19 protein-coding genes are annotated in these 18,100 nt (G+C 63.6%); 6 read left to right on the top strand and 13 right to left on the bottom strand.

Features of this window, described 5'->3' with window-relative positions; genetic code table 11:
* Positions 1-44: 44 nt before the first annotated feature.
* The gene (gene tpiA / locus Q4G24_RS13240; RefSeq protein WP_303367013.1) at positions 45-791 is read left to right on the top strand and encodes a triose-phosphate isomerase; all 747 of its coding nucleotides are present in this window, start codon (positions 45-47) and stop codon (positions 789-791) included.
* On the opposite strand, the gene Q4G24_RS13235 is transcribed toward tpiA, so the two are convergent.
* The 7 genes from Q4G24_RS13235 to Q4G24_RS13205 form a co-directional block, all read right to left on the bottom strand.
* Positions 779-1,507 (bottom strand): copper homeostasis protein CutC, encoded by a 729-nt coding sequence (locus tag Q4G24_RS13235; protein ID WP_303367012.1) that lies wholly within the window; start codon positions 1,505-1,507, stop codon positions 779-781. The two genes, tpiA and Q4G24_RS13235, sit on opposite strands and share 13 nt — an antisense overlap.
* Positions 1,508-1,651: 144 nt before the next feature.
* Positions 1,652-2,119, bottom strand: a complete 468-nt coding sequence (locus Q4G24_RS13230) for a hypothetical protein (RefSeq protein ID WP_303367011.1) — start codon at positions 2,117-2,119, stop codon at positions 1,652-1,654.
* A complete protein-coding gene (locus Q4G24_RS13225) occupies positions 2,116-2,940 on the bottom strand; it encodes a DUF3100 domain-containing protein (protein ID WP_303367010.1) in 825 nt (274 codons plus the stop codon). The genes Q4G24_RS13230 and Q4G24_RS13225 overlap by 4 nt, the downstream gene beginning before the upstream one ends.
* 62 nt (positions 2,941-3,002) lie before the next feature.
* Positions 3,003-4,529 carry an aldehyde dehydrogenase family protein gene (locus Q4G24_RS13220; protein ID WP_303367009.1) on the bottom strand — a complete coding sequence of 509 codons (1,527 nt, stop codon included), beginning with the start codon at positions 4,527-4,529 and terminating at the stop codon, positions 3,003-3,005.
* Positions 4,519-5,394 (bottom strand): NAD(P)-dependent oxidoreductase, encoded by an 876-nt coding sequence (locus Q4G24_RS13215; RefSeq protein ID WP_303367008.1) that lies wholly within the window; start codon positions 5,392-5,394, stop codon positions 4,519-4,521. The genes Q4G24_RS13220 and Q4G24_RS13215 overlap by 11 nt, the downstream gene beginning before the upstream one ends.
* 97 nt (positions 5,395-5,491) lie before the next feature.
* Complete coding sequence (locus Q4G24_RS13210; RefSeq protein ID WP_303367007.1) at positions 5,492-6,400, bottom strand: LysR family transcriptional regulator; 909 nt, start codon at positions 6,398-6,400, stop codon at positions 5,492-5,494.
* Positions 6,397-7,524: an amidohydrolase gene (locus tag Q4G24_RS13205; RefSeq protein ID WP_303367006.1), complete on the bottom strand. Its 1,128-nt coding sequence runs from the start codon at positions 7,522-7,524 to the stop codon at positions 6,397-6,399. Before Q4G24_RS13205 ends, Q4G24_RS13210 begins: the two co-directional genes overlap by 4 nt.
* Before the next feature lie 149 nt (positions 7,525-7,673).
* Here Q4G24_RS13205 and Q4G24_RS13200 point away from each other — a divergent pair, with 149 nt between their 5' ends.
* Both Q4G24_RS13200 and Q4G24_RS13195 read left to right on the top strand, forming a co-directional pair.
* The gene (locus Q4G24_RS13200; protein WP_303367005.1) at positions 7,674-7,901 is read left to right on the top strand and encodes a hexameric tyrosine-coordinated heme protein; all 228 of its coding nucleotides are present in this window, start codon (positions 7,674-7,676) and stop codon (positions 7,899-7,901) included.
* Between the two features lie 12 nt (positions 7,902-7,913).
* Positions 7,914-8,192 carry a DUF1971 domain-containing protein gene (locus tag Q4G24_RS13195; RefSeq protein ID WP_303367004.1) on the top strand — a complete coding sequence of 93 codons (279 nt, stop codon included), beginning with the start codon at positions 7,914-7,916 and terminating at the stop codon, positions 8,190-8,192.
* Between the two features lie 154 nt (positions 8,193-8,346).
* Here Q4G24_RS13195 and Q4G24_RS13190 read toward each other — a convergent pair whose 3' ends face one another.
* The 3 genes from Q4G24_RS13190 to Q4G24_RS13180 form a co-directional block, all read right to left on the bottom strand.
* On the bottom strand, positions 8,347-8,877 hold the full coding sequence (locus Q4G24_RS13190) for a GNAT family N-acetyltransferase (protein WP_303367003.1): 531 nt from the start codon (positions 8,875-8,877) through the stop codon (positions 8,347-8,349).
* Positions 8,878-9,035: 158 nt separating this feature from the next.
* On the bottom strand, positions 9,036-10,595 hold the full coding sequence (gene guaA, locus Q4G24_RS13185; protein WP_303367002.1) for a glutamine-hydrolyzing GMP synthase: 1,560 nt from the start codon (positions 10,593-10,595) through the stop codon (positions 9,036-9,038).
* A 75-nt stretch (positions 10,596-10,670) separates the two neighbouring features.
* Entirely contained in the window at positions 10,671-11,288 is a 618-nt protein-coding gene (locus Q4G24_RS13180; RefSeq protein WP_303367001.1) for a thiamine phosphate synthase, read from the bottom strand.
* Positions 11,289-11,379: 91 nt separating this feature from the next.
* On the opposite strand from Q4G24_RS13180, the gene Q4G24_RS13175 reads away from it, so the two are divergent.
* Genes Q4G24_RS13175 through Q4G24_RS13165 form a run of 3 tightly spaced genes read left to right on the top strand, consistent with a single transcriptional unit; the run spans position 11,380 to position 14,768 of the window.
* Positions 11,380-12,108 carry an RNA methyltransferase gene (locus tag Q4G24_RS13175; RefSeq protein ID WP_303367000.1) on the top strand — a complete coding sequence of 243 codons (729 nt, stop codon included), beginning with the start codon at positions 11,380-11,382 and terminating at the stop codon, positions 12,106-12,108.
* Positions 12,109-12,159: 51 nt separating this feature from the next.
* Positions 12,160-13,302: a heme A synthase gene (gene ctaA, locus Q4G24_RS13170; protein ID WP_303366999.1), complete on the top strand. Its 1,143-nt coding sequence runs from the start codon at positions 12,160-12,162 to the stop codon at positions 13,300-13,302.
* The gene (locus tag Q4G24_RS13165) at positions 13,299-14,768 is read left to right on the top strand and encodes a carboxypeptidase M32 (protein WP_303366998.1); all 1,470 of its coding nucleotides are present in this window, start codon (positions 13,299-13,301) and stop codon (positions 14,766-14,768) included. Before ctaA ends, Q4G24_RS13165 begins: the two co-directional genes overlap by 4 nt.
* 46 nt (positions 14,769-14,814) lie before the next feature.
* Here the strand turns inward: Q4G24_RS13165 and Q4G24_RS13160 are convergent, their stop codons facing one another.
* From Q4G24_RS13160 to Q4G24_RS13150, 3 genes are read right to left on the bottom strand one after another with little or no spacing between them, the layout of a single operon-like run.
* Positions 14,815-16,167: a cytochrome P450 gene (locus tag Q4G24_RS13160; RefSeq protein ID WP_303366997.1), complete on the bottom strand. Its 1,353-nt coding sequence runs from the start codon at positions 16,165-16,167 to the stop codon at positions 14,815-14,817.
* Entirely contained in the window at positions 16,164-17,339 is a 1,176-nt protein-coding gene (locus tag Q4G24_RS13155; RefSeq protein ID WP_303366996.1) for a hypothetical protein, read from the bottom strand. Before Q4G24_RS13155 ends, Q4G24_RS13160 begins: the two co-directional genes overlap by 4 nt.
* Positions 17,339-18,016, bottom strand: coding sequence for a M48 family metallopeptidase (locus tag Q4G24_RS13150; protein ID WP_303366995.1), 678 nt, complete (start codon positions 18,014-18,016; stop codon positions 17,339-17,341). Before Q4G24_RS13150 ends, Q4G24_RS13155 begins: the two co-directional genes overlap by 1 nt.
* Positions 18,017-18,100: the final 84 nt, after the last annotated feature.

The following is an 18,100-nucleotide window of genomic DNA, read 5'->3' as shown; positions in this document are numbered from 1 at the left end:
GCGTGTCCGGCCTATCCCTTTTCCTGTCATATCAGGAGGACGCCATGGCCCCGCGCAAACTTGCCGCCGGTAACTGGAAGATGAACGGAACGCTGGCCGCTCTGGCCGAGGTCGAGGCGCTGGCTGCGGCCTTCCCCGAGCCAGATTGCGAGGTTCTGATCTGCCCGCCCGCAACCCTGATCCATCCGTTGACCGGCCGTATCGCGGGCAGCGCGGTTGTGGTTGGCGGGCAGGATTGCTCGGCGCTGGAACCGGGTGCGCATACCGGCGATCTGGCTGCCAGCCAGTTGCGTGATGCGGGTGCGGAATATGTGATCCTTGGCCATTCCGAACGCCGCGCCGATCATGGCGAAAGCGATGCGCTGGTGGCTGAAAAAGCCATTGCCGCGCATCAGGCGGGGCTGAAAACCATTATCTGCGTAGGCGAGACCGAGGCCGAACGGGACAGCGACCAGACGCTTTACGTCATTGCCACCCAGCTTGAACATTCCGTTCCCGATTGCGCGACCGAGGAAAACACCGTTATCGCCTATGAACCTGTCTGGGCTATCGGCACCGGCCGCACCCCTACGCTGGAGCAGATCGAGGAAGTCCACGCCCTGATGCGCAGCCGTCTGATGGATCGGTTCAAGGACGGGGCAGATTTCAGCCTGCTTTACGGTGGCAGCGTCAAGCCGGGCAATGCCGCAGAGATTTTTGCGGTGCCGCATGTGAATGGCGCTTTGGTTGGTGGGGCCAGCCTCAAGGCTGCCGATTTCGGCCCGATTGTGGATGCGCTTCAGTCGGCCTGACGCGCTGCCCTGCACAAGTCCCGCACTTGCGTTTCGCTGGTGCGGGGCCGTGCCGCGCCCACGGACAGCGCCCCCATGCGCGGGCCTTCGGGCGGGGTGTCGCGGCATGAGGCGTGCAATTCCGTAATGCCTGCCGCGATCAGTGCGGGGGCATTGTCGGCATCGACCCCGCCACCTGCCATGATGGCGATATGCCCTGCGGAAGCTTGTGCCAGCGCGGCCAGCCGGTTGCGTCCATCCACCGCGCGGGCCTGCCCGCCCGAGGACATGATCCGCGTTATTCCCAGCCCAACAGCCAATTCCAGCGCCGCAAACGGGTCTGGCGCAAGATCGAAGCTGCGGTGCCAGACGGTTTCCAGCCCCCGCGCCGCCAGCATCAGCCGCGCCATTGCCTCTGCATCGGGGCGGCCATCGGGCAGGGTGACGCCAAAGGCCACCCCGGCCAGCCCCGCCTGCCCGACAGCGGCAATATCGGTCAGCATGGCGTCGATCTCGGCGGGGCTATAGATAAAGTCGCCGGGCCGGGGCCGGATCATCGCCACCACCGGAACCCCGGTTTCCGCCTGCATCCGCGCCGCTTGTGCGATCAGCCCCGGCGAAGGCGTCAGCGCCCCCAGCGCCAGCGCCGCGCAAAGCTCAATCCGCTGCGCCCCACCGCGCAATGCGACCTCCAGCCCTTCGGGGTCATCCACGACGATTTCGACGATCGGCAGCATGGCGGTTCCTTTTCTGACTGCGCAAGGCGTAGCCACCGGGGGGCTGATGGTCAAACGATTGGCGGTTGCGTGCCGAAAAGGCGGATCAAACAAAACGACCGCCCCGAAAGGCGGTCGTAAAGGGTGGAAAGCTGTCTGGCCGGTTTACAGGAACAGATCCGCGATAATGGCCGAGCCAAGATAGGTGCCGGTCATCACCAGAACGGCAACAATGATCAGCTTCCAGCCTGTTGCCTTGGCGATGTCGATTTCCCGGCGGGTGATGGCAATGCCCGCATAGGCGAGGCAGGGTGTGGCCAGTGTCAGGAAATTGACCTGCCCGACCTTTTCCAGCACCCAGGCGCTGCCCGGCATCCAGGGCAGGGTCGCCAGAATCCCGACCAGAGAGATCCACGCAACGGAAGGCAGTTGGAACGGCATGATCTTGGTCAGCACGACGCCGATCATGGCAATCAGCCACAGCAGGACCAGCCCGATAGCACTGCCCATAAGGCTGTTATCCGTGGCGACCATATTGCCGACCAGTGCAATCAGGCAGACCGCCGCCAGCAGGACGGCGTGTTGTGACAGGCTGGGTTTGGCTTCTGCTTCGGTGATGTCGATGTGGCTCATGCCTCGCCCTCCTGTTTTTCTGCGGGCTTCGGTCCCATCCAGTCGTAAAGTTTTTCCGTCACCGGCAGGGCGACGAAAATGCACATGTAAAGCCCGGTTGCATAGGTCAGCACGTTGCTGGCCGCTGCCAGCGCCAGGATTTGCTGTTCCATTTCGGGCAGGGCGTTGACCAACGCACCGGCACAGGCTGCCATCATAGACCCCGAGCCGATGCCGCAGGCCATGGCCAGCGCCTCGGGGCTGAACAGGCCCGAAGTCGCCAGAAGCGAGGCCAGAATGGCAAAGATGAACGTGCCGAACAATGTGCCGACGACATAAACCCCCATCACCCCGGCGCCTTCGGGCGATTTCAGGCCGTATTTATCCGCGATGATGGCAATATTGGGTTCCCGCGCCACGGAAAAACAGGCCCCGATGGATTCGCGCCCCATCCGCAGCACCAGAACGGCGATAGGAAAGGCCAGCACGATGGTGCCAAGGTTGCCGATCTCTTGCAGGATCAGGGCCGGACCGGCGGCGATGATCTGCTCCATCGACGGGCCGATGATGGTGCCGAACTTGGCGATAAAGGGCATGATCGCAATGACGATCATGGGCGAGGCGGCCCGGACCTCGCGCTGGGTGATGACTGTCTCCATGCGTCCGATCACATTCGGGTTCAGCAGCAGGCCGAACACAAAAGCATAAAGCAGCGGCAGCAGCAGGATCGTGCCAATGCCGATGGGAACCGCAATAACACCGATCATTTCGACGATGATGGTAATGACCAGAACCGCAACATGCAGCCGCCAGTCAAGGAGGATCTCTCTTGAGCCGTCCATGATAACCTCTCTGTGATATACTCCGCTGTTATCGCGGATTTTCAGTCTGTTAAAGGTGTGCTTTATCCCGGCGCATAGCCAAAGCCGATGGCCGGATCGGTGGCGGTCTCGACCCAGACGGATTTCGTCGTGCTATAGGCCATCAGTGCCTCGCGCCCCGAGGAGCGCCCGTAGCCGGATTGTCCAAAGCCTCCGAATGGTGATGAGACATGGATGGTTTTGTAGCCGTTGATCCAGAACGTCCCCGCCCGGACCCGTGCAGCCATGCGATGTGCTCGCCCGACATCCGCGGTCCAGACCGCCCCGGCCAGCCCGTAAGGCGTGGCATTGGCCAGTGATATGGCTTCGTCCTCGTCGCGGAAGCGCAGCACCGACAGGACCGGGCCAAAGACTTCTTCGCGGGCGATTTCCATATCCGGGCTTACGCCGTCCAGCACGGTCGGAGCATAGAAATAACCGCCCGATCCGGCCAGCGCCTCGGGCTTGTCGCCGCCAGTTGCTACCTGCGCCCCTGCGGCGATAGCGGTGCGCACCATGCCGTCCACCTTGTCCCATTGTCGGGCATTGTTGACCGGGCCGATGTGTGTGGCAGGGTCAAGCGGCATCCCGACCGGGATGCGGGCACTGGCGCTGGCCAGTTTATCCACGATTTCGGCATGGATGCTTTCATGCACCAGCAGCCGCGACCCGGCCACGCAGCTTTGCCCGCAGCCGGCAAAGATCGCGGCTTGCGCCCCGATCACCGCGCGGTCGATGTCGGCATCGGCAAAGACGATATTGGCTGATTTCCCGCCGAGTTCCAGCACGCTGGGGATCAGCCGCCGTGCCGCCGAAGCCGCGATAGCTGCCCCACCCGTAGCCGAGCCGACAAAGACCACAAGCCCGGTTGCCGGATGGTCGATCATCATTTGTCCTGCCGTCGGTCCGGCCCCGGCAATCACATTAACCAGCCCGCGTGGCGCGCCCGCCTTGAGGCAGAGCGCGGCAATCACGATCGAGGTCAGCGGTGTCAGCTCGGATGGTTTCAGCATCACCGCATTGCCTGCGCAGATCGCTGGTGCAACTTGCCAGCAGCATGTGAACAACGGTGCGTTCCAAGGCGTAATCTGTGTCACGACGCCGATTGGTTCGTGCCGGGTATAGTTCAGATGGCTGGTCGGCACCGGGATCACGTCGCCGGTGATTTTATCGCACCAGCCCGCATAATATTCAAACATCTCGGCCATGCGTGCCGGTTCCCCGGAAGTGTCGCGGATCGGGCGACCGGCGGATATAGCCTCCAGCCGGGCCAGCGGTTCGGCGTGCAGGCGAATCTGCCGGGCGATCTCATACATGATCCGGCCGCGCTCGGCCGCGGTTTTGGCCCACCATTCGGCCTGTGCGGCAATCGCGGCTTCGGCGGCGACATCGACCACCGCTTGCCCGGCGTCAGGAAAATGGGCGAAAGCCTGCCCGGTTGCCGGATCGGTCAAGATCAGTTTTTCACCATCCCCCGTCATCAGACCGCCCGCCACATGGCTTTGCACCTGATCCGCGCCAAGCAGCCCGGTCAGAAGTGCCGTGATTTCGGTTGCTGTGTCATTGGTCATGGTTTGCGCCTTTTGCGGGGTTGCCCATCTGCATGAAATCATCGCTGTCATTGAGGCCCGAGCGGTCCTTGGCCCAAAGCGCACCGGCCAGTTGGGCCAATGGCAGATCGGCCCCGGATGCCGCTGCCAGCTCCAGCGCAAGGCGCAGATCCTTGCGCATAAGCCCGGTGCTGAAGCCGCTGTCATAGCTGCCGCTGAGAACCCAGTTCGGAAAATGGATCTCGCTCAGCGCGGAACGCCCGGTGGCGCTGTTGATGACCGCCAGTGCATCGGCGGTGGGTAAGCCCGCGGCCTCGGCCAGACGCAGGCCCTCTGCGGTGGTCAGCATGTGACAGGCGACCAGCATGTTATTGACAAGTTTGGCGATATTGCCCGCACCCACCGGCCCGACATGGGTCACTTTTGCGGCCATCGCCTCAAGCACCGGACGCGCCTGCGCAACATGGGCGGCGTCCCCGCCAAGCATCACCGACAGGCTGCCATTTGCTGCGCCCTGCGGACCGCCGCTGACCGGCGCATCCAGAAACCCATGCCCCGCATCGGCCAGCAGCGCCGCCATCTCACGGCTGACGGCCGCTTCCGAGGTTGAGCTGTCGATGATGACTTTGGCTGCGCCGTCAAATGCGCTTGCTGCAAGCGCTTGCCGAATCGTTTGCTGCACATGGCTGGCCAGAGGCAGGGACAGAATGGTGACATCGCTGGTCGCAATGACCGTGCTGGCGCTGTCCGCAGCAGTCAGCCCATCCCCCACGCGGGCCAGCGCCTCCGGAGAAATGTCCCAAACCGTGACAGAAAACCCTTTGGCGGAAAGGTTTTGGGCAATGCCCGCCCCCATTGCGCCCAATCCAATAACGCCGATCCGCATATGTTTTCCCTGCTGTTGTTATCGGATCAGGGTGAACAATACTGATGTTGCCGGAAAGAGGCTTATTCCGTGACATTATGTTGCTTTTTGGGCAACGTCAGCGAAAGGCTACCATCCGTGCCGCCAGCAAGCGACCGACCAGCGCCACCGATTGCGGCAGGCGGCGGCGGGCGCGGATCATCAGATGGGCGGTGATGTGTTGCAGGCTTTCCTCGTCAATGTCCGCAAGGACAAGTTCGCCACGCGCTTCCTGAATCGAGGCTGAAAAGCGCGGCAGAAAGGTGCTGCCGATTCCCGCCCCGACATAGCGCAGCAATGCCGCGATGGATGACGTTTCCACCTGCGGGCGCAGAACCAGCCCCTGATCGCTGGCGGCGCGCGTCACCAGATGCGGAATCGCATGACGTGCGTCCAGCATGGCGACGGGATGTTCCAGCACTTCGGCCAGCCTGACATGCCGGCGCCCCGCCAGAGGTGAGCCAAGGGGCAGCACCGCGCAAAGCGGCTGGCGGACCACGGCAAGCGACCGGATCGCCTCGCTTGGCGCGGGGTTATAGGCGAGGCCAAGATCGGCTTCGCCCTCGGTGACGCGGCGCTGGATTTCTTCGGTCCCGGCCAGATCGGCGCGAAAACGCAGGGTCGGGTGGTCGCTGGCAAGTGGGGCCAGCCCGTTTTCCATCAGATCGGCGGCAAAGCCTTCGCCCAGCGCAATGCGGACCGCCTGCGCCCCCGAGCCGCGCAGGTGCTTGAACTGATCCAGCAGAAAGGTCTGCTCATCCTGTCGATGCAGCGCATGTTCGCGCAGCAGCAATCCGGCGTCGGTCAGAGTGATCCCCTGCACGCTGCGCCGGACCAGCGTAACGCCAAGCTGGCTTTCCGCCGCTGCCAGCCTGCGGCTGAGTGCTGATGGGGCCATGTTCAGAATCCCGGCCGCGCGACGCAGCGCGCCCTCCTGTGCGATGGTCAGAAACTCGCGCAGGAAGCGGCTGTCGAACGGATCGGTCATTTGATGGCGTGGGCCAGATGCACCCAGAAGGCTGCGCCGGTGGCAAGGATGGCGTCGTTAAAGTCGAACTGTGGTGAATGCAGGCCGGGGTTGTCGCCGTCGCGTGCGGCGCCGAGCCAGAGATAGGCGCCGGGCGTTTCCCGCAGCATGAAGGCGAAATCCTCGGATGCCATGCTGGGCGGGGTGTCGGTGGTGTCCAGCCCCATCCCGGCTCCGATCCGGCGGACGAGTGCAGCCTCGGGGGCGGTGTTGATGGTGGCGGGGTAGCGACGCTGATAGTCGATCGTGGCGCGGCAGCCATGCGCGGCGGTGATGCCTTGGGTAACTTCGGCAAGGCGGGTTTCCAGCGTATCGCCCGCAGCATCCGCAAACCAGCGCACGGTGCCGCGCAAGATGGCGCGGTCGGGGCAGACATTCCATGTCGATCCGGTATGGATCTGCGTGACCGAGATCACGCCACTGTCCAGCGGTGACAGCCGCCGGGCGGGGATTTCCTGTAAGGCTGCGGCGAGGCGGCCAGCCGCAGCCACCACCCCGTCGCTTTGCTCGGGCATGGCGGCATGGCCGCCGCGGCCGGTGATCTCGATTTCAAATACGGCAAAGGCTGCCATCATGTCCGAATCGCGGCATACAAGGCGACCGGGTGCAAGGCCGGGCCAGTTGTGGATGCCGTAAACGCTGTGGATCGGGAATTGCCGGAACAACCCGTCCTGAACCATGACCCGCGCACCGCCGTCGTTTTCCTCGGCAGGCTGGAAGATCAGCGTCACGGGTTGATCTGTCCCCTGTGCGCCGATCTGTTGCGCGGCCAGAAGCAACATGGCGGTGTGGCCGTCATGGCCGCAGGCGTGCATGATGCCGGGGGTGGCCGAGGCGTAACCCAGCCCGGTCGCCTCGGTGATCGGCAGAGCATCGATGTCGGCGCGGAACCCGATGGCGGTGCCTTCGCCCAGACAGGCCACGACCCCGGTTCCGGCCAGTCTGCGATGCACCTGCCAGCCCCAGCCGCTCAGCAACCCGGCAATCATGTCAGACGTGCGCTGTTCCTGAAAACCCAGTTCCGGGTGGCGGTGAAGATCGTGACGCCAGGCAATCGCCTGTGCAATCTGGTCGCTGTCGAACATGAAAAGGCCCTTCCTGCGGTCATCGCATCCGCCACGGGTAACAGCCTCTGCCGCCAGCCGGCAAGATCTGGATTTGGGGCTGGCCGGTGGCGGGGTTTCGTGATCTGCTGGCGGGGCCAGTATTGATGAACCAGCGGAAAGGAAACCCGATGTCCGACCTTTGGCTGCCCACCCTGATAACCGCCACCCCGCAAGAGGGGTTCGAGCTTGCCGTAACGCTGAGCCGTCGCGGCGTGAAAACCACGCAACCCGATACCGAGGTGCTGAAAAAGCTGCGCCCTGTCTATGCCAATGATGCCGATGCGCTGACGGCTGCTTCGCAGGTGGTGGCGGTCAATTTCCAGACCATCGCGGCGGCGAATAATTACTGGCGGTAAGGGGCAGGGCTTATGACCACACAAATCTATCGCACCACCGAGGTATTTACCGAAACCACGGTTCCCGATGCGCTGCTGAAGGCGCATCAGATCAAGGCAGGGTCGCGCGGGGTGCTGCGGGTTCTGGCGGGGCGGATCTGGCTGGTTTATGAGGACCGCGACGAACGCATTCTGCTGTCGCCCGAACACCCCGGACTGATCGAACCCGAGGCCCCGCATCATGTCGAGCTGGACGGTCCGGTGCAGTTTCAGATCGACTTTCTGTATGACCGGCCCGAGGGGAAGGCTTAATTCAGGGCCAGACAGGTGGCAGGCATTCAGTCAGCCATGTGTTTGGTGAAATACAGGGTGAGTGTCGAAAGACGATCATTGCAGTATATTTTCTGGTCGCAGCGTTTTTCGCCAGCCCCGTGCAGCTTGAGCCGGCCTCTTTAACCGGCCCTGCTCACATGCGTTTCTCGAAACGGAACATGCCATCATCCCCGGGCAGGTCAGCGTCTTGTGGGCTGTGTGGGTCGGGGTGGCCTGCATGATAATATTCAACGATGTGAAAACCGCAGATATTGACATAAAAGTGGATATTGCGCTTTTCGAAATAGGGCGTGTGGGTTGTCCAGATCTTTGTGTCCGGGTAGGCGGCCTCAATGGCTGCCCAAGCCTTGCGACCGATACCGCGGCCCAATTCACCGGTACGCACAAAGAAAAAGTCGAGCGTATTCCGATGCGTTTCAACATCAATCGAAACTACGGCACCGCCAACCCATCGACCATTTTCGAGGATACGATGAATAACGGCATTTGGGGCGCTGAATGATGCCGCCACATCTTCATCGGATGGGATTGGTCCATCATCGACAGAGCCGAAAGTTTCGACAACGGCTAATGCAAAGGCGTCCTGAAGATCCTTGCGAAAGCGCGGCAGGTCGTCTGCTGCTGCAATGTCCAGCGTTATATTGCAGGCTTTCGTCTTTTGCATCCGTCGTTCTCCGCAGAGATACCGTAAGACTCGTCCAAATGACCGAATATTCAGCTTAATGCCGCCACAAGCCTCCGATAAATGCTGACAGGACATATATCACTCAGCCAATCAGGCTGTATTCCGGCGGCTATCGGCGGCGTTCGGATAGGTCCGAATTATTCCCACTCGATCGTGCCGGGGGGTTTGCTGGTGATGTCATAGGTGCAGCGGTTGATGCCCTTGACCTCGTTGATGATCCGGGTGGCGGTTTCGCCAAGGAAATCATGGGTGAAGGGGTAGTAATCCGCCGTCATCCCGTCAACGCTGGTCACGGCGCGCAGGGCGCAGGCGTAATCATAGGTGCGCCCGTCGCCCATGACCCCTACGGTGCGCACCGGCAGGATCGCCACGAAGGCTTGCCAGATGTCATCATAAAGCCCGTGCTTGCGGATCTGGTCGATGAACACCGCATCGGCCTTGCGCAGTATCTCCAGCTTGTCGCGGGTGATCTCTCCGGGGCAGCGGATGGCGAGGCCGGGGCCGGGGAAGGGGTGACGGCCGATGAATTGTTCAGGCAGGCCAAGCTCTCGGCCAAGGGCTCGGACCTCATCCTTGAACAGCTCGCGCAGGGGTTCGACCAGTTTCAGCCCCATCTTTTCGGGCAGACCGCCGACATTGTGGTGCGATTTGATCGTGACCGAAGGCCCGCCGCTGAAGCTGACCGATTCGATCACATCGGGGTAGAGCGTGCCTTGGGCCAGAAACTCGGCCCCCTCGATCTTGCTGGCTTCGCGCTGGAAAACGTCGATGAACAGTTTGCCGATGGTCTTGCGCTTGACCTCGGGATCGCTGATCCCCTCCAGCGCGCCAAGGAACAGGTCGGATTCCTGCGCATGGATCAGCGGGATGTTGTAATGGTCGCGGAACATGGCCACGACCTCATCAGCCTCGTTCAGCCGCAGCAGCCCGTGATCGACGAACACGCAGGTCAGTTGGTCCCCGATGGCTTCGTGGATCAGAACGGCGGCGACAGATGAATCAACCCCGCCCGAAAGGCCGCAGATCACCCGCTTGTCGCCCACCTGTTCGCGGATTTTGCGGATCGCCTCGTCGCGATAGCTGGCCATGGTCCAGTCGCCGGTAAAGCCGGCCATGCGGACAAAGTTTTCCAGCATCCGGCGGCCGTTCGGGGTGTGGTGGACCTCGGGGTGGAATTGCACGGCGTAAAAGCCACGCGATTCGTCAGCAATCATTGCATAAGGGGCGTTGGGGCTGGTGCCAATGACCTGAAAGCCCGGCGCAAGAGCGGTCACGCGGTCGCCGTGACTCATCCAGACTTCTTCGCGGTCGTCTGCGAACAGACCGGCAAAGATGCCATCGGAATTATGGCCGGGCGCGGGGGTCACGAAGGCGCGGCCAAACTCGGCGTGGTGGCCGCTTTCGACCTTACCGCCAAGCTGTTCCATCATCACCTGCTGGCCATAGCAGATGCCAAACACAGGCACCCCCATGCTGAACAGGCTTTGCGGGGCGCGGGGGCTGCCCGCCTCGGTCACGCTGGCGGGGCCGCCAGACAGGATCACGGCCTGCGGAGCGAACCCCGTCAGGAAGGCGTCGTCCACAGCGTTGAACGGGTGGATTTCGCAGTAAATGTTCAGCTCGCGCAGGCGGCGGGCGATAAGCTGCGTCACCTGGCTGCCGAAGTCGATGATAAGAAGGCGCTGATGTTGGGTCATGGCTTGTCGCTTTACGGCGGGTTGCGGGGCAGGGCAAGCCGGGGGCGCTTCGCCCCCCGGACCCCCAGAGGATATTTAGGTGAAGAAGAAAGCGCGCAGGGCGGCCACCGGGTCGTCGCTGGTCCAGATTTCGGGGCCGATGGCAATGAAATCGGTGATGGGTTTCAGCCTGCTTATACTGGTGGCGTCGAGGCTGCCCTCGGCCACCACCGGGGTTTCGATCATGTCCGACCACCATTGGAACAGGTCGGTATCGGCGGTTTCGCCGGTGCCAAGCGCGGTTTTCCCGACGGGGCCAAAGCTGACGTAATCGGCCCCGGCCTCGGCGGCGTTGATGCCGTCATGGCGGGACTGACCGCAGAATGCGCCGACAATCGCATCGGCCCCAAGTTCCTTGCGGGCGTAGCGGATATTTTTGGGGCCGTTGGTCAGGTGGACGCCATCCAGCCCATGCCGTTGGGCCAGGGTGATGTGGTCGTCGATCACCACGGCGATGTCGCGGGCATGGGCTAGGTCGCGGGCGATGTCGGCCAGTCGGCCCAGTTCGGCCTCGTCCGCCGTCGCGGGTGCGGGCAGGCGCAGGCAGGCCACCGGCAGTGCGTCCAGCACGGGCGTGAGCCGTTCGGCCAGTGCCGAGGCCGGGCCGGTGGGCGCGATCAGGTAAAGTTGCGGGCCTTCGGGCTGGTCGGTCATGGTCGTTTCCCCTGTTCGTGCCGGTTTTCTGCCTGTTAGCGTGGTTTGCGCCCTGTTGCCAGTGGCAGCGCATCGCGCTAGGGGCTGGCGCATGAACCAGCCTGCTTTCATCCTGACCCGCCCGCAGATGGGCGAGAATATCGGCGGTGCCGCGCGTGCCATGCTGAACTTTGGCCTGACCGATATGCGGCTGGTCGCGCCGCGGGACGGGTGGCCCAATCCGCGTGCGGTGGCGATGGCCTCGGGTGCGGCGGGGCAGGTATTGGACCGGGCGCGGGTGTTTGACAGCCTGCCCGATGCGATGGCCGAGGTTGATTTTGCCTTTGCCACCACCGCGCGGGGGCGGGATCTGACCAAGCCGGTCTATACGCCTGCGCAGGCGATGGATCATGCGCGGGCGTTGATCGCCGGGGGGCGCCGCGTTGCGGTGATCTTTGGTCCCGAACGCGCCGGGCTGGAAAATGACGATGTGTCGCGGGCCAATGCGATTGTGACGGTGCCGGTGAACCCTGATTTCGCGTCGCTAAATCTGGCGCAGGCGGTTTTGCTGATGGGCTATGAATGGGGGCGCGAAAGCCTGCCTGCGCAGCCTTATGCGCATGGTGGCCGCCCCGAAACCGAGGCCCCGGCCAGCCGCATCGAGATCGAGAAGCTGGGTGACGCCTATGAGACCGCGCTGGAGCAGGCCGGGTTCTTTTTCCCCGAGACCAAGGCCACCAGCATGAAGCTGACCCTGCGCAACCTGTGGTCGCGGCTGGAGTTGACGCGCGGGGACAGCCGCATTTTTCACGGCATCTTACGCCAGTTGACGCGCCGTTGACCTTGGCGCTGGCTCGGGCGAAAGTCGCGCAGATTTAACCGGAGGTTGTTCATGGCCCGCCGCCCCGTCTTTCAGGACGTGACCGAAGAAATCCGCTCTGCCGCGCCGCAGGGGGGGATGATCGACACCGCCCCCAAGGGCGCACGCCGGGCAATCCGGCTGTGGCTGGGGGTGATCTTTGTGCTGCTGGTGGTGATGATTGCGCTGGGCGGGGCCACGCGGTTGACCGGCTCGGGCCTGTCGATCACGGAATGGCGGCCCGTGACCGGGGCGCTGCCGCCGATGGATGCGGCCACATGGCAGGCCGAGTTCGCCAAATATCAGGAAATCCCGCAATATCAGTTGCAAAACTCCGATATGACGCTGGACGGGTTCAAGCAGATCTATTGGTGGGAATGGGCGCATCGCCAGCTTGGCCGGGTGATCGGACTGGTCTGGGCCTTGGGCTTCCTGTTCTTTTGGGCCACGAAACGCATCCCCGCCGGATGGGCAGGGCGGCTGATCCTGCCCGGTGCGCTTGGCGCGGTGCAAGGGGCGATTGGCTGGTGGATGGTCAGTTCCGGCCTGACGGGGGACGCGGTGCGCGTGGCCTCTTACCGGCTGGCGCTGCATCTGGGGCTGGCCTTTGTGATCCTTGGGTTGCTGGCGTGGTATATGCTGCTGCTGTCGCGGTCCGAGGCCGATTTGCTGCGCGCCCGCCGTGCGGGCGATGCCGGGCTGTTCGGCATGGCGACCGGGCTGACTCACTGGACATGGCTGCAAGTACTGCTCGGGGCGCTGGTTGCCGGGATCGACGCCGGGCGGCAATATACCGGCTGGCCGACGATGGGTGGCGAATGGATTCCGGCGGCGATCTGGGATGGCACGCTGGGCTGGCGTAATTTCTTTGAAAACCCGGCACTGGTGCAGTTCATCCACCGCATGAACGGCTATCTGCTGCTGGTCTTTGCCGTCGTGGTCTGGCTGCAGTCACGACGCTCGCCGCATCCGGTGACGCGGGGGGCGTTTACCGTGGTGCTGGTGGCGATGACGGTGCAGGTCGGGCTTGGTGTTCTGAACGTGCTGCATGGTTCGCCCTTGGGTGAGGCGCTGGCCCATCAGCTTATGGCCGTGGTGCTGTTTGCGCTGGTGATCCGGGCGCGGTTCCATGCGCGTTATCCTTATGAAACCTCAGTCCGGGGGACGATCCGATGACGGCGATTGACGATCTGATGCAATTCCAGCGCGAGACCGAGGCGCTGTCCTCGGTCGCAGAGCGGCTGGACTGGGACCGCGAAACGGTGATGCCGCGCGGTGCGGCCGAGCAGCGGGCCGAGGAGCTGGCGGCGCTGGAATCGGTGATCCACGAACGCCGCACCGATCCACGTCTGGGCGAGTGGCTGGATCAGGCCAGCCCGCGCAATGACATCGAGACCCGCGCGCTGGAGCTGATCGAGCGCCAGTTCCGCCGCCAGTCCCGCATCCCCGCCCGGCTGGCGGTCGAGATGGCGCGGCTGACCTCGCTGTCGCAAGGGATCTGGGCCGAGGCCCGCGCCAAGGATGCGCCGCAGGATTTCCTGCCGACGCTGGCCGAGGTCGTGGCGCTGAAGCGCGAGGAGGCCGCTGCCTTGGCCGATGGTGGCGATCTGTATGATGCGCTGCTTGAGGATTACGAACCTGGCACTTCGGCGGCGGAAATCGCGGCGCTGTTCGATGCGATGCGCCCGCGTCTGGTCAGTCTGCGCGAGGCGGTGCTGGGGTCCGAGGTTCAGCCCGCGCCGCTGGCCGGTCATTTCCCGCAAGAGGCGCAGATGCGGCTGGCCCGGATGTGCGCCAATGCGTTTGGCTATGACTGGAACCACGGGCGGCTGGATCTGGCCGTGCATCCGTTCAGCAGCGGGCGCTGGCAGGACAGCCGGATCACCACGCGGGTGGTGGAAACCGATCCGTTCAATTGCATCTATTCGACGATTCACGAGGTCGGCCATTCCAGTTATGAACTGGGGATCGACCCGGATTACGCCTTTACGCCTCTGGGGCGGGGCGTTTCGATGGGGGTTCACGAAAGCCAGAGCCGGATTTTCGAGAACCAGATGGGCCGTTCGCGCGCCTTTACCGGATGGCTGTTCACCCGCATGTCGGATATGTTCGACGATCTTGGCGTGGCGGATGCCGATGCGTTTTATGGTGCCGTGAACCGCGTGCAGCCGGGTTATATCCGCACCGAAGCGGATGAGGTGCATTACAACCTGCACATCATGATGCGGTTCGATCTGGAGCGTGACCTGATCGCCGGTCGTCTGGATGTCGAGGATCTGCCCGAGGCGTGGAATACCCGCTTCCAGTCGGATTTCGGCGTGGCGGTGGACCGGCCTTCGAACGGAGTGTTGCAGGATGTGCATTGGTCCATCGGGCTGTTTGGCTATTTCCCGACCTATGCGCTTGGCAATGTCTATGCGGGCTGTCTGAACCGTGCGCTGCGGCAGGCGGTTCCGGATCTGGATGCGGCGCTGGCCCGTGGCGAGGCCGCGCCCGGCGTCGAATGGCTGCGCGAGAATATCCATCGTCATGGCGGGTTGTATCGCCCGCGTGAAGTGATCGAACGCGCGGCGGGGACGATCTCGCCCGCGCCGCTGCTGGACTATCTGGATGAAAAGTTCGGGCGGCTTTACGGGCTGTAAGCGCCGGATTGGATATTTACAGACAAAAGATGTGAGGCGCCGCGCGTTAATTGCGCGGCGTCAGGCATATGTGGATGCCGTTTTCGCCGCGCACAGTCAGCCGGGCGACCGGGACCGGGGCGGTCGGGCCGGGGGTGATGTGGAAGGCGCGGGCGATCAGGGCCAGCATCAGGGGGCCTTCGGCCATGGCAAAGCCAGCACCGGGGCAGACGCGCGGTCCGGCAGAAAAGGGGATATAGGCATTGCGGGCGCAGGTCTTGCCGTTTTCCGTGTCCCACCGCGCCGGGTCGAAACTGTCGGGGTCGTGCCAGAGCCGTTCGTGGCGGTGCAGATGCCATGGGGACAGCACCAGTTGCGCACCCTTTGGCACCGGGCGGTCGCGGAAGGTTTCTGGGCAGGTGGCCTCGCGCACCATCATCGGCACCGGGGGATAGAGGCGCAGCGCCTCGCGGAACACGGCGCGGGCGGCGGGCAGGGATTTCAGGTCGCCAAAGCTGATCGGGTCGGGCAGGGTGTCGGCCTCGGTTGCGATGCGGTCCTGCCATTCGGGGCTGAGGGCCAGCAGATACAGCGCCCAAGCCAGCGAACTGGCGCTGGTTTCATGGCCGGCGAGGAAAAAGATCGCCACCTGATCGACCATCTCGGGCGGGGTGAAACATTGGCCGGTTTCCGGGTCGGGCGTCGTCATAATCTTCGTTGCCAGATCGTCGGGGGCGGTGCCGTCTGTGATGGCTTTGGCGCGGGTGGCGACCATGGTTTCAATCAGGTTGCGGATTTGCCGTGCGGTCTGTCGGGTGCGGCGGCTGTGTGGGCGGGGCAGCCATTTGGGCAACGGGATCAGCGCGGCGAGATTCACGATGGGTTGCGCATCCTGATGGGCGCGAAAGGCGGTGAAAACCTGCGCGGCTGTGGTGTCCTCGATCGGGATGGAAAACAGCGTGCGAAAGATCACATCGGCGGCGGCGTGGCTGGTTTCGGGTTCAATGTCGATGGGTTGGCCATTGGCCAGATGGCGCAGCCGGGCCACGGCTGCATGGCTGGCGGCCAGCATCGCGGGAAAGGTATCACGCAGGCGGCCGCCTTCGAACGCAGGGTCGATAATGCGCCGCTGATGCTGCCATTCCTGGCCGTTGGTGACAAAAACCGAATTGCCCAGAAGCGGCGCAAGACCTTCGCGCAGACGGTTGGATTTGGGGAAGTCCGCCGGGCGCTTACGCAGGATTTCCGCCACCAGATCAGGGTCGTTACAGACAAAGCTGTGGATCAGGGGGGTGCGGAATTCGGCCATCCAGGCGCGATAGAGGCGGGCGGGCAGGGCCGACAGCAGATCGCGGCGAAAGCCCCGGATCATACGGATCAGGCCGGTTTTCGCGGCGGTTTGCGGCTTGGGCGGGATCATTGCGGGGCCTTTGGAAAGCGGTTGACGGGGCGGGCGATCCGGCCGGGCGAGGGCGGGCGTCCGGCAAAACGCTGGCCCAGAGTCAGCGGGCCTGCGGTGATGGCGAAATAATCGTAGTCTCTGGGGCGGTCAAAGGCGCAAAGATACTGAAAATGCTTGCGAAACCAGCGCCATTCCAGTGCCTTTTGCGCCTGTGGCGACAGTGTTTGCGTGAAAGCTGCCGAGATCACCATTGGTTGTTTTTGCGGGGCCGGGCGGTCGCGGCTGACCGCCACCGGGTCGCAAAGCCCGAAGCAGCAGGCATCGCCCGGTGCGCTGACATCCAGCCAGAAGGGGGCGTCTTGCGCCGCCAGCAGCTCCAGATCCGCACGCAGGCGGTGAGCTTGCGGCAGAAAGGACGCCATCGGCACGACATGACCCAGCGTCAGAAACGACAGGCGGCGGGCGTCGGTGCCGTCGCGTAAAAGGTCAGCAATGACGGAGACACCAAGGTATGCGCCCGAGGAATGGCCGACCAGCAGAACCTCGTCCCAATCATCCGCAAGTGCCTGCCGGATGCGGGCGGTAAAGGCGGCGATGCGGGGTTCCAGCGCGGCCGGATAGGCACCGTTATGTTGCGCGGTAAAGGCGTAATCATGCATCAGGTAATAGGCGAAAATCCGGTTATCCAGTCGCCGGAACAGGGTCAGGGCCGCCCAAGCCACGACCAGCCCGACCGGCAGTGCGGCCCATGGCAGCAGCCGGGCGGTCAGCCAGCCTGCCGTCCATCCGGCCAGAACTGCGACCAGCGCCTGCACCAGCAGAACTGCAATCGGATAAAGCGCCGCAATCACCGGCGCACGTCGCAGCCGCATCAGCCGGAACAGCGCGCCCGAGCCGATATAGGCCCAGGCCGTGCGGACCAGTTGCGCATAGGTCGCGGGGATGGATCGTCCCATCGACCCCTGCACCAGATCGGCCCAGACAAGCACTTCGAACTCGGCGTGGGCATCGCCTTCGGGCAGGCGGGTGGCCGCGCCCCAACCAAAGCCGGTGCGGTCGTCGCGGGCCGGGAAGGTCAGCTCATAACCGCTGATTTGCGCCTGTTTTGCACCTTCGCGCCGGTAAAGCTCGCGGTAGCGGCGCGGTGGAATCGGGTCATAGCCGGGGATGTAAAAGACCCGCCGCCGCATCAGAGGCTCCAGCGCCGTTCCAGCGCCTCGATGGCGGCGATGCGCTTGGCGGTGGCGGGGTGTGACATCAGCCACGGCGGGGCTGCGCCCGCGCCTGACATACGTTCGATCTTGGCCAGCAGCGATTTCTGCGGTGCAGTGCCAAGCCCGGCCTTGACCATCAGTGCGGCGGCAAAGGCATCGGCCTGATATTCGTCGCTGCGCGACAGATGCGCGGTCACGGCGCTGCTGGCGATATGGGCGATCCAGCCGCCGATAAAGGGGATAAAGCGGCCCAAAACCCCGGCCAACGCGAGACGTATGGCCTGTTGCCCGGTCACGTCGATCAGGCGGCGGCGGGCATGGCCGTGGGTGACATGCCCCAGTTCATGCGCGATGACCGAGGCGAGTTCTGCCTCGGAGACCTCGTTCCGATCCAGCGCGTCCAGAAAGCCACGGGTCAGGTAAACCCGGCCATCCGGTGTCGCCAGACCGTTTACGGGGGCGATTTCATAGACATGGGCGCGAATTGGCGGCAGGTCCATGGCTGCGCCCAGCCGGTCCAGCATCGGGTTCAGACGTGGGTGATCCAAGGGCGTGGAGTGTCGTGCCAGATGCGCCTTGCTACGCGCCGCCGAAAAAATCCACAGCGCGGCGGCGTAAAGGACAATCAGCAGGAAGGGCAGAAACTTCAGCATATTGTTCCGGTCGTGGGGCGGCTTGCGGTGATTATGCCCGCAAATGGGGCTGAGGGTCCAGTTTCACCGGGCAAGATGCGGCAA

The organism is Paracoccus sp. (in: a-proteobacteria) (genome assembly GCF_030538695.1).
Taxonomy (GTDB): Bacteria; Pseudomonadota; Alphaproteobacteria; order Rhodobacterales; family Rhodobacteraceae; genus Paracoccus.
This window is presented reverse-complemented; position numbering and strand designations above follow the sequence as displayed.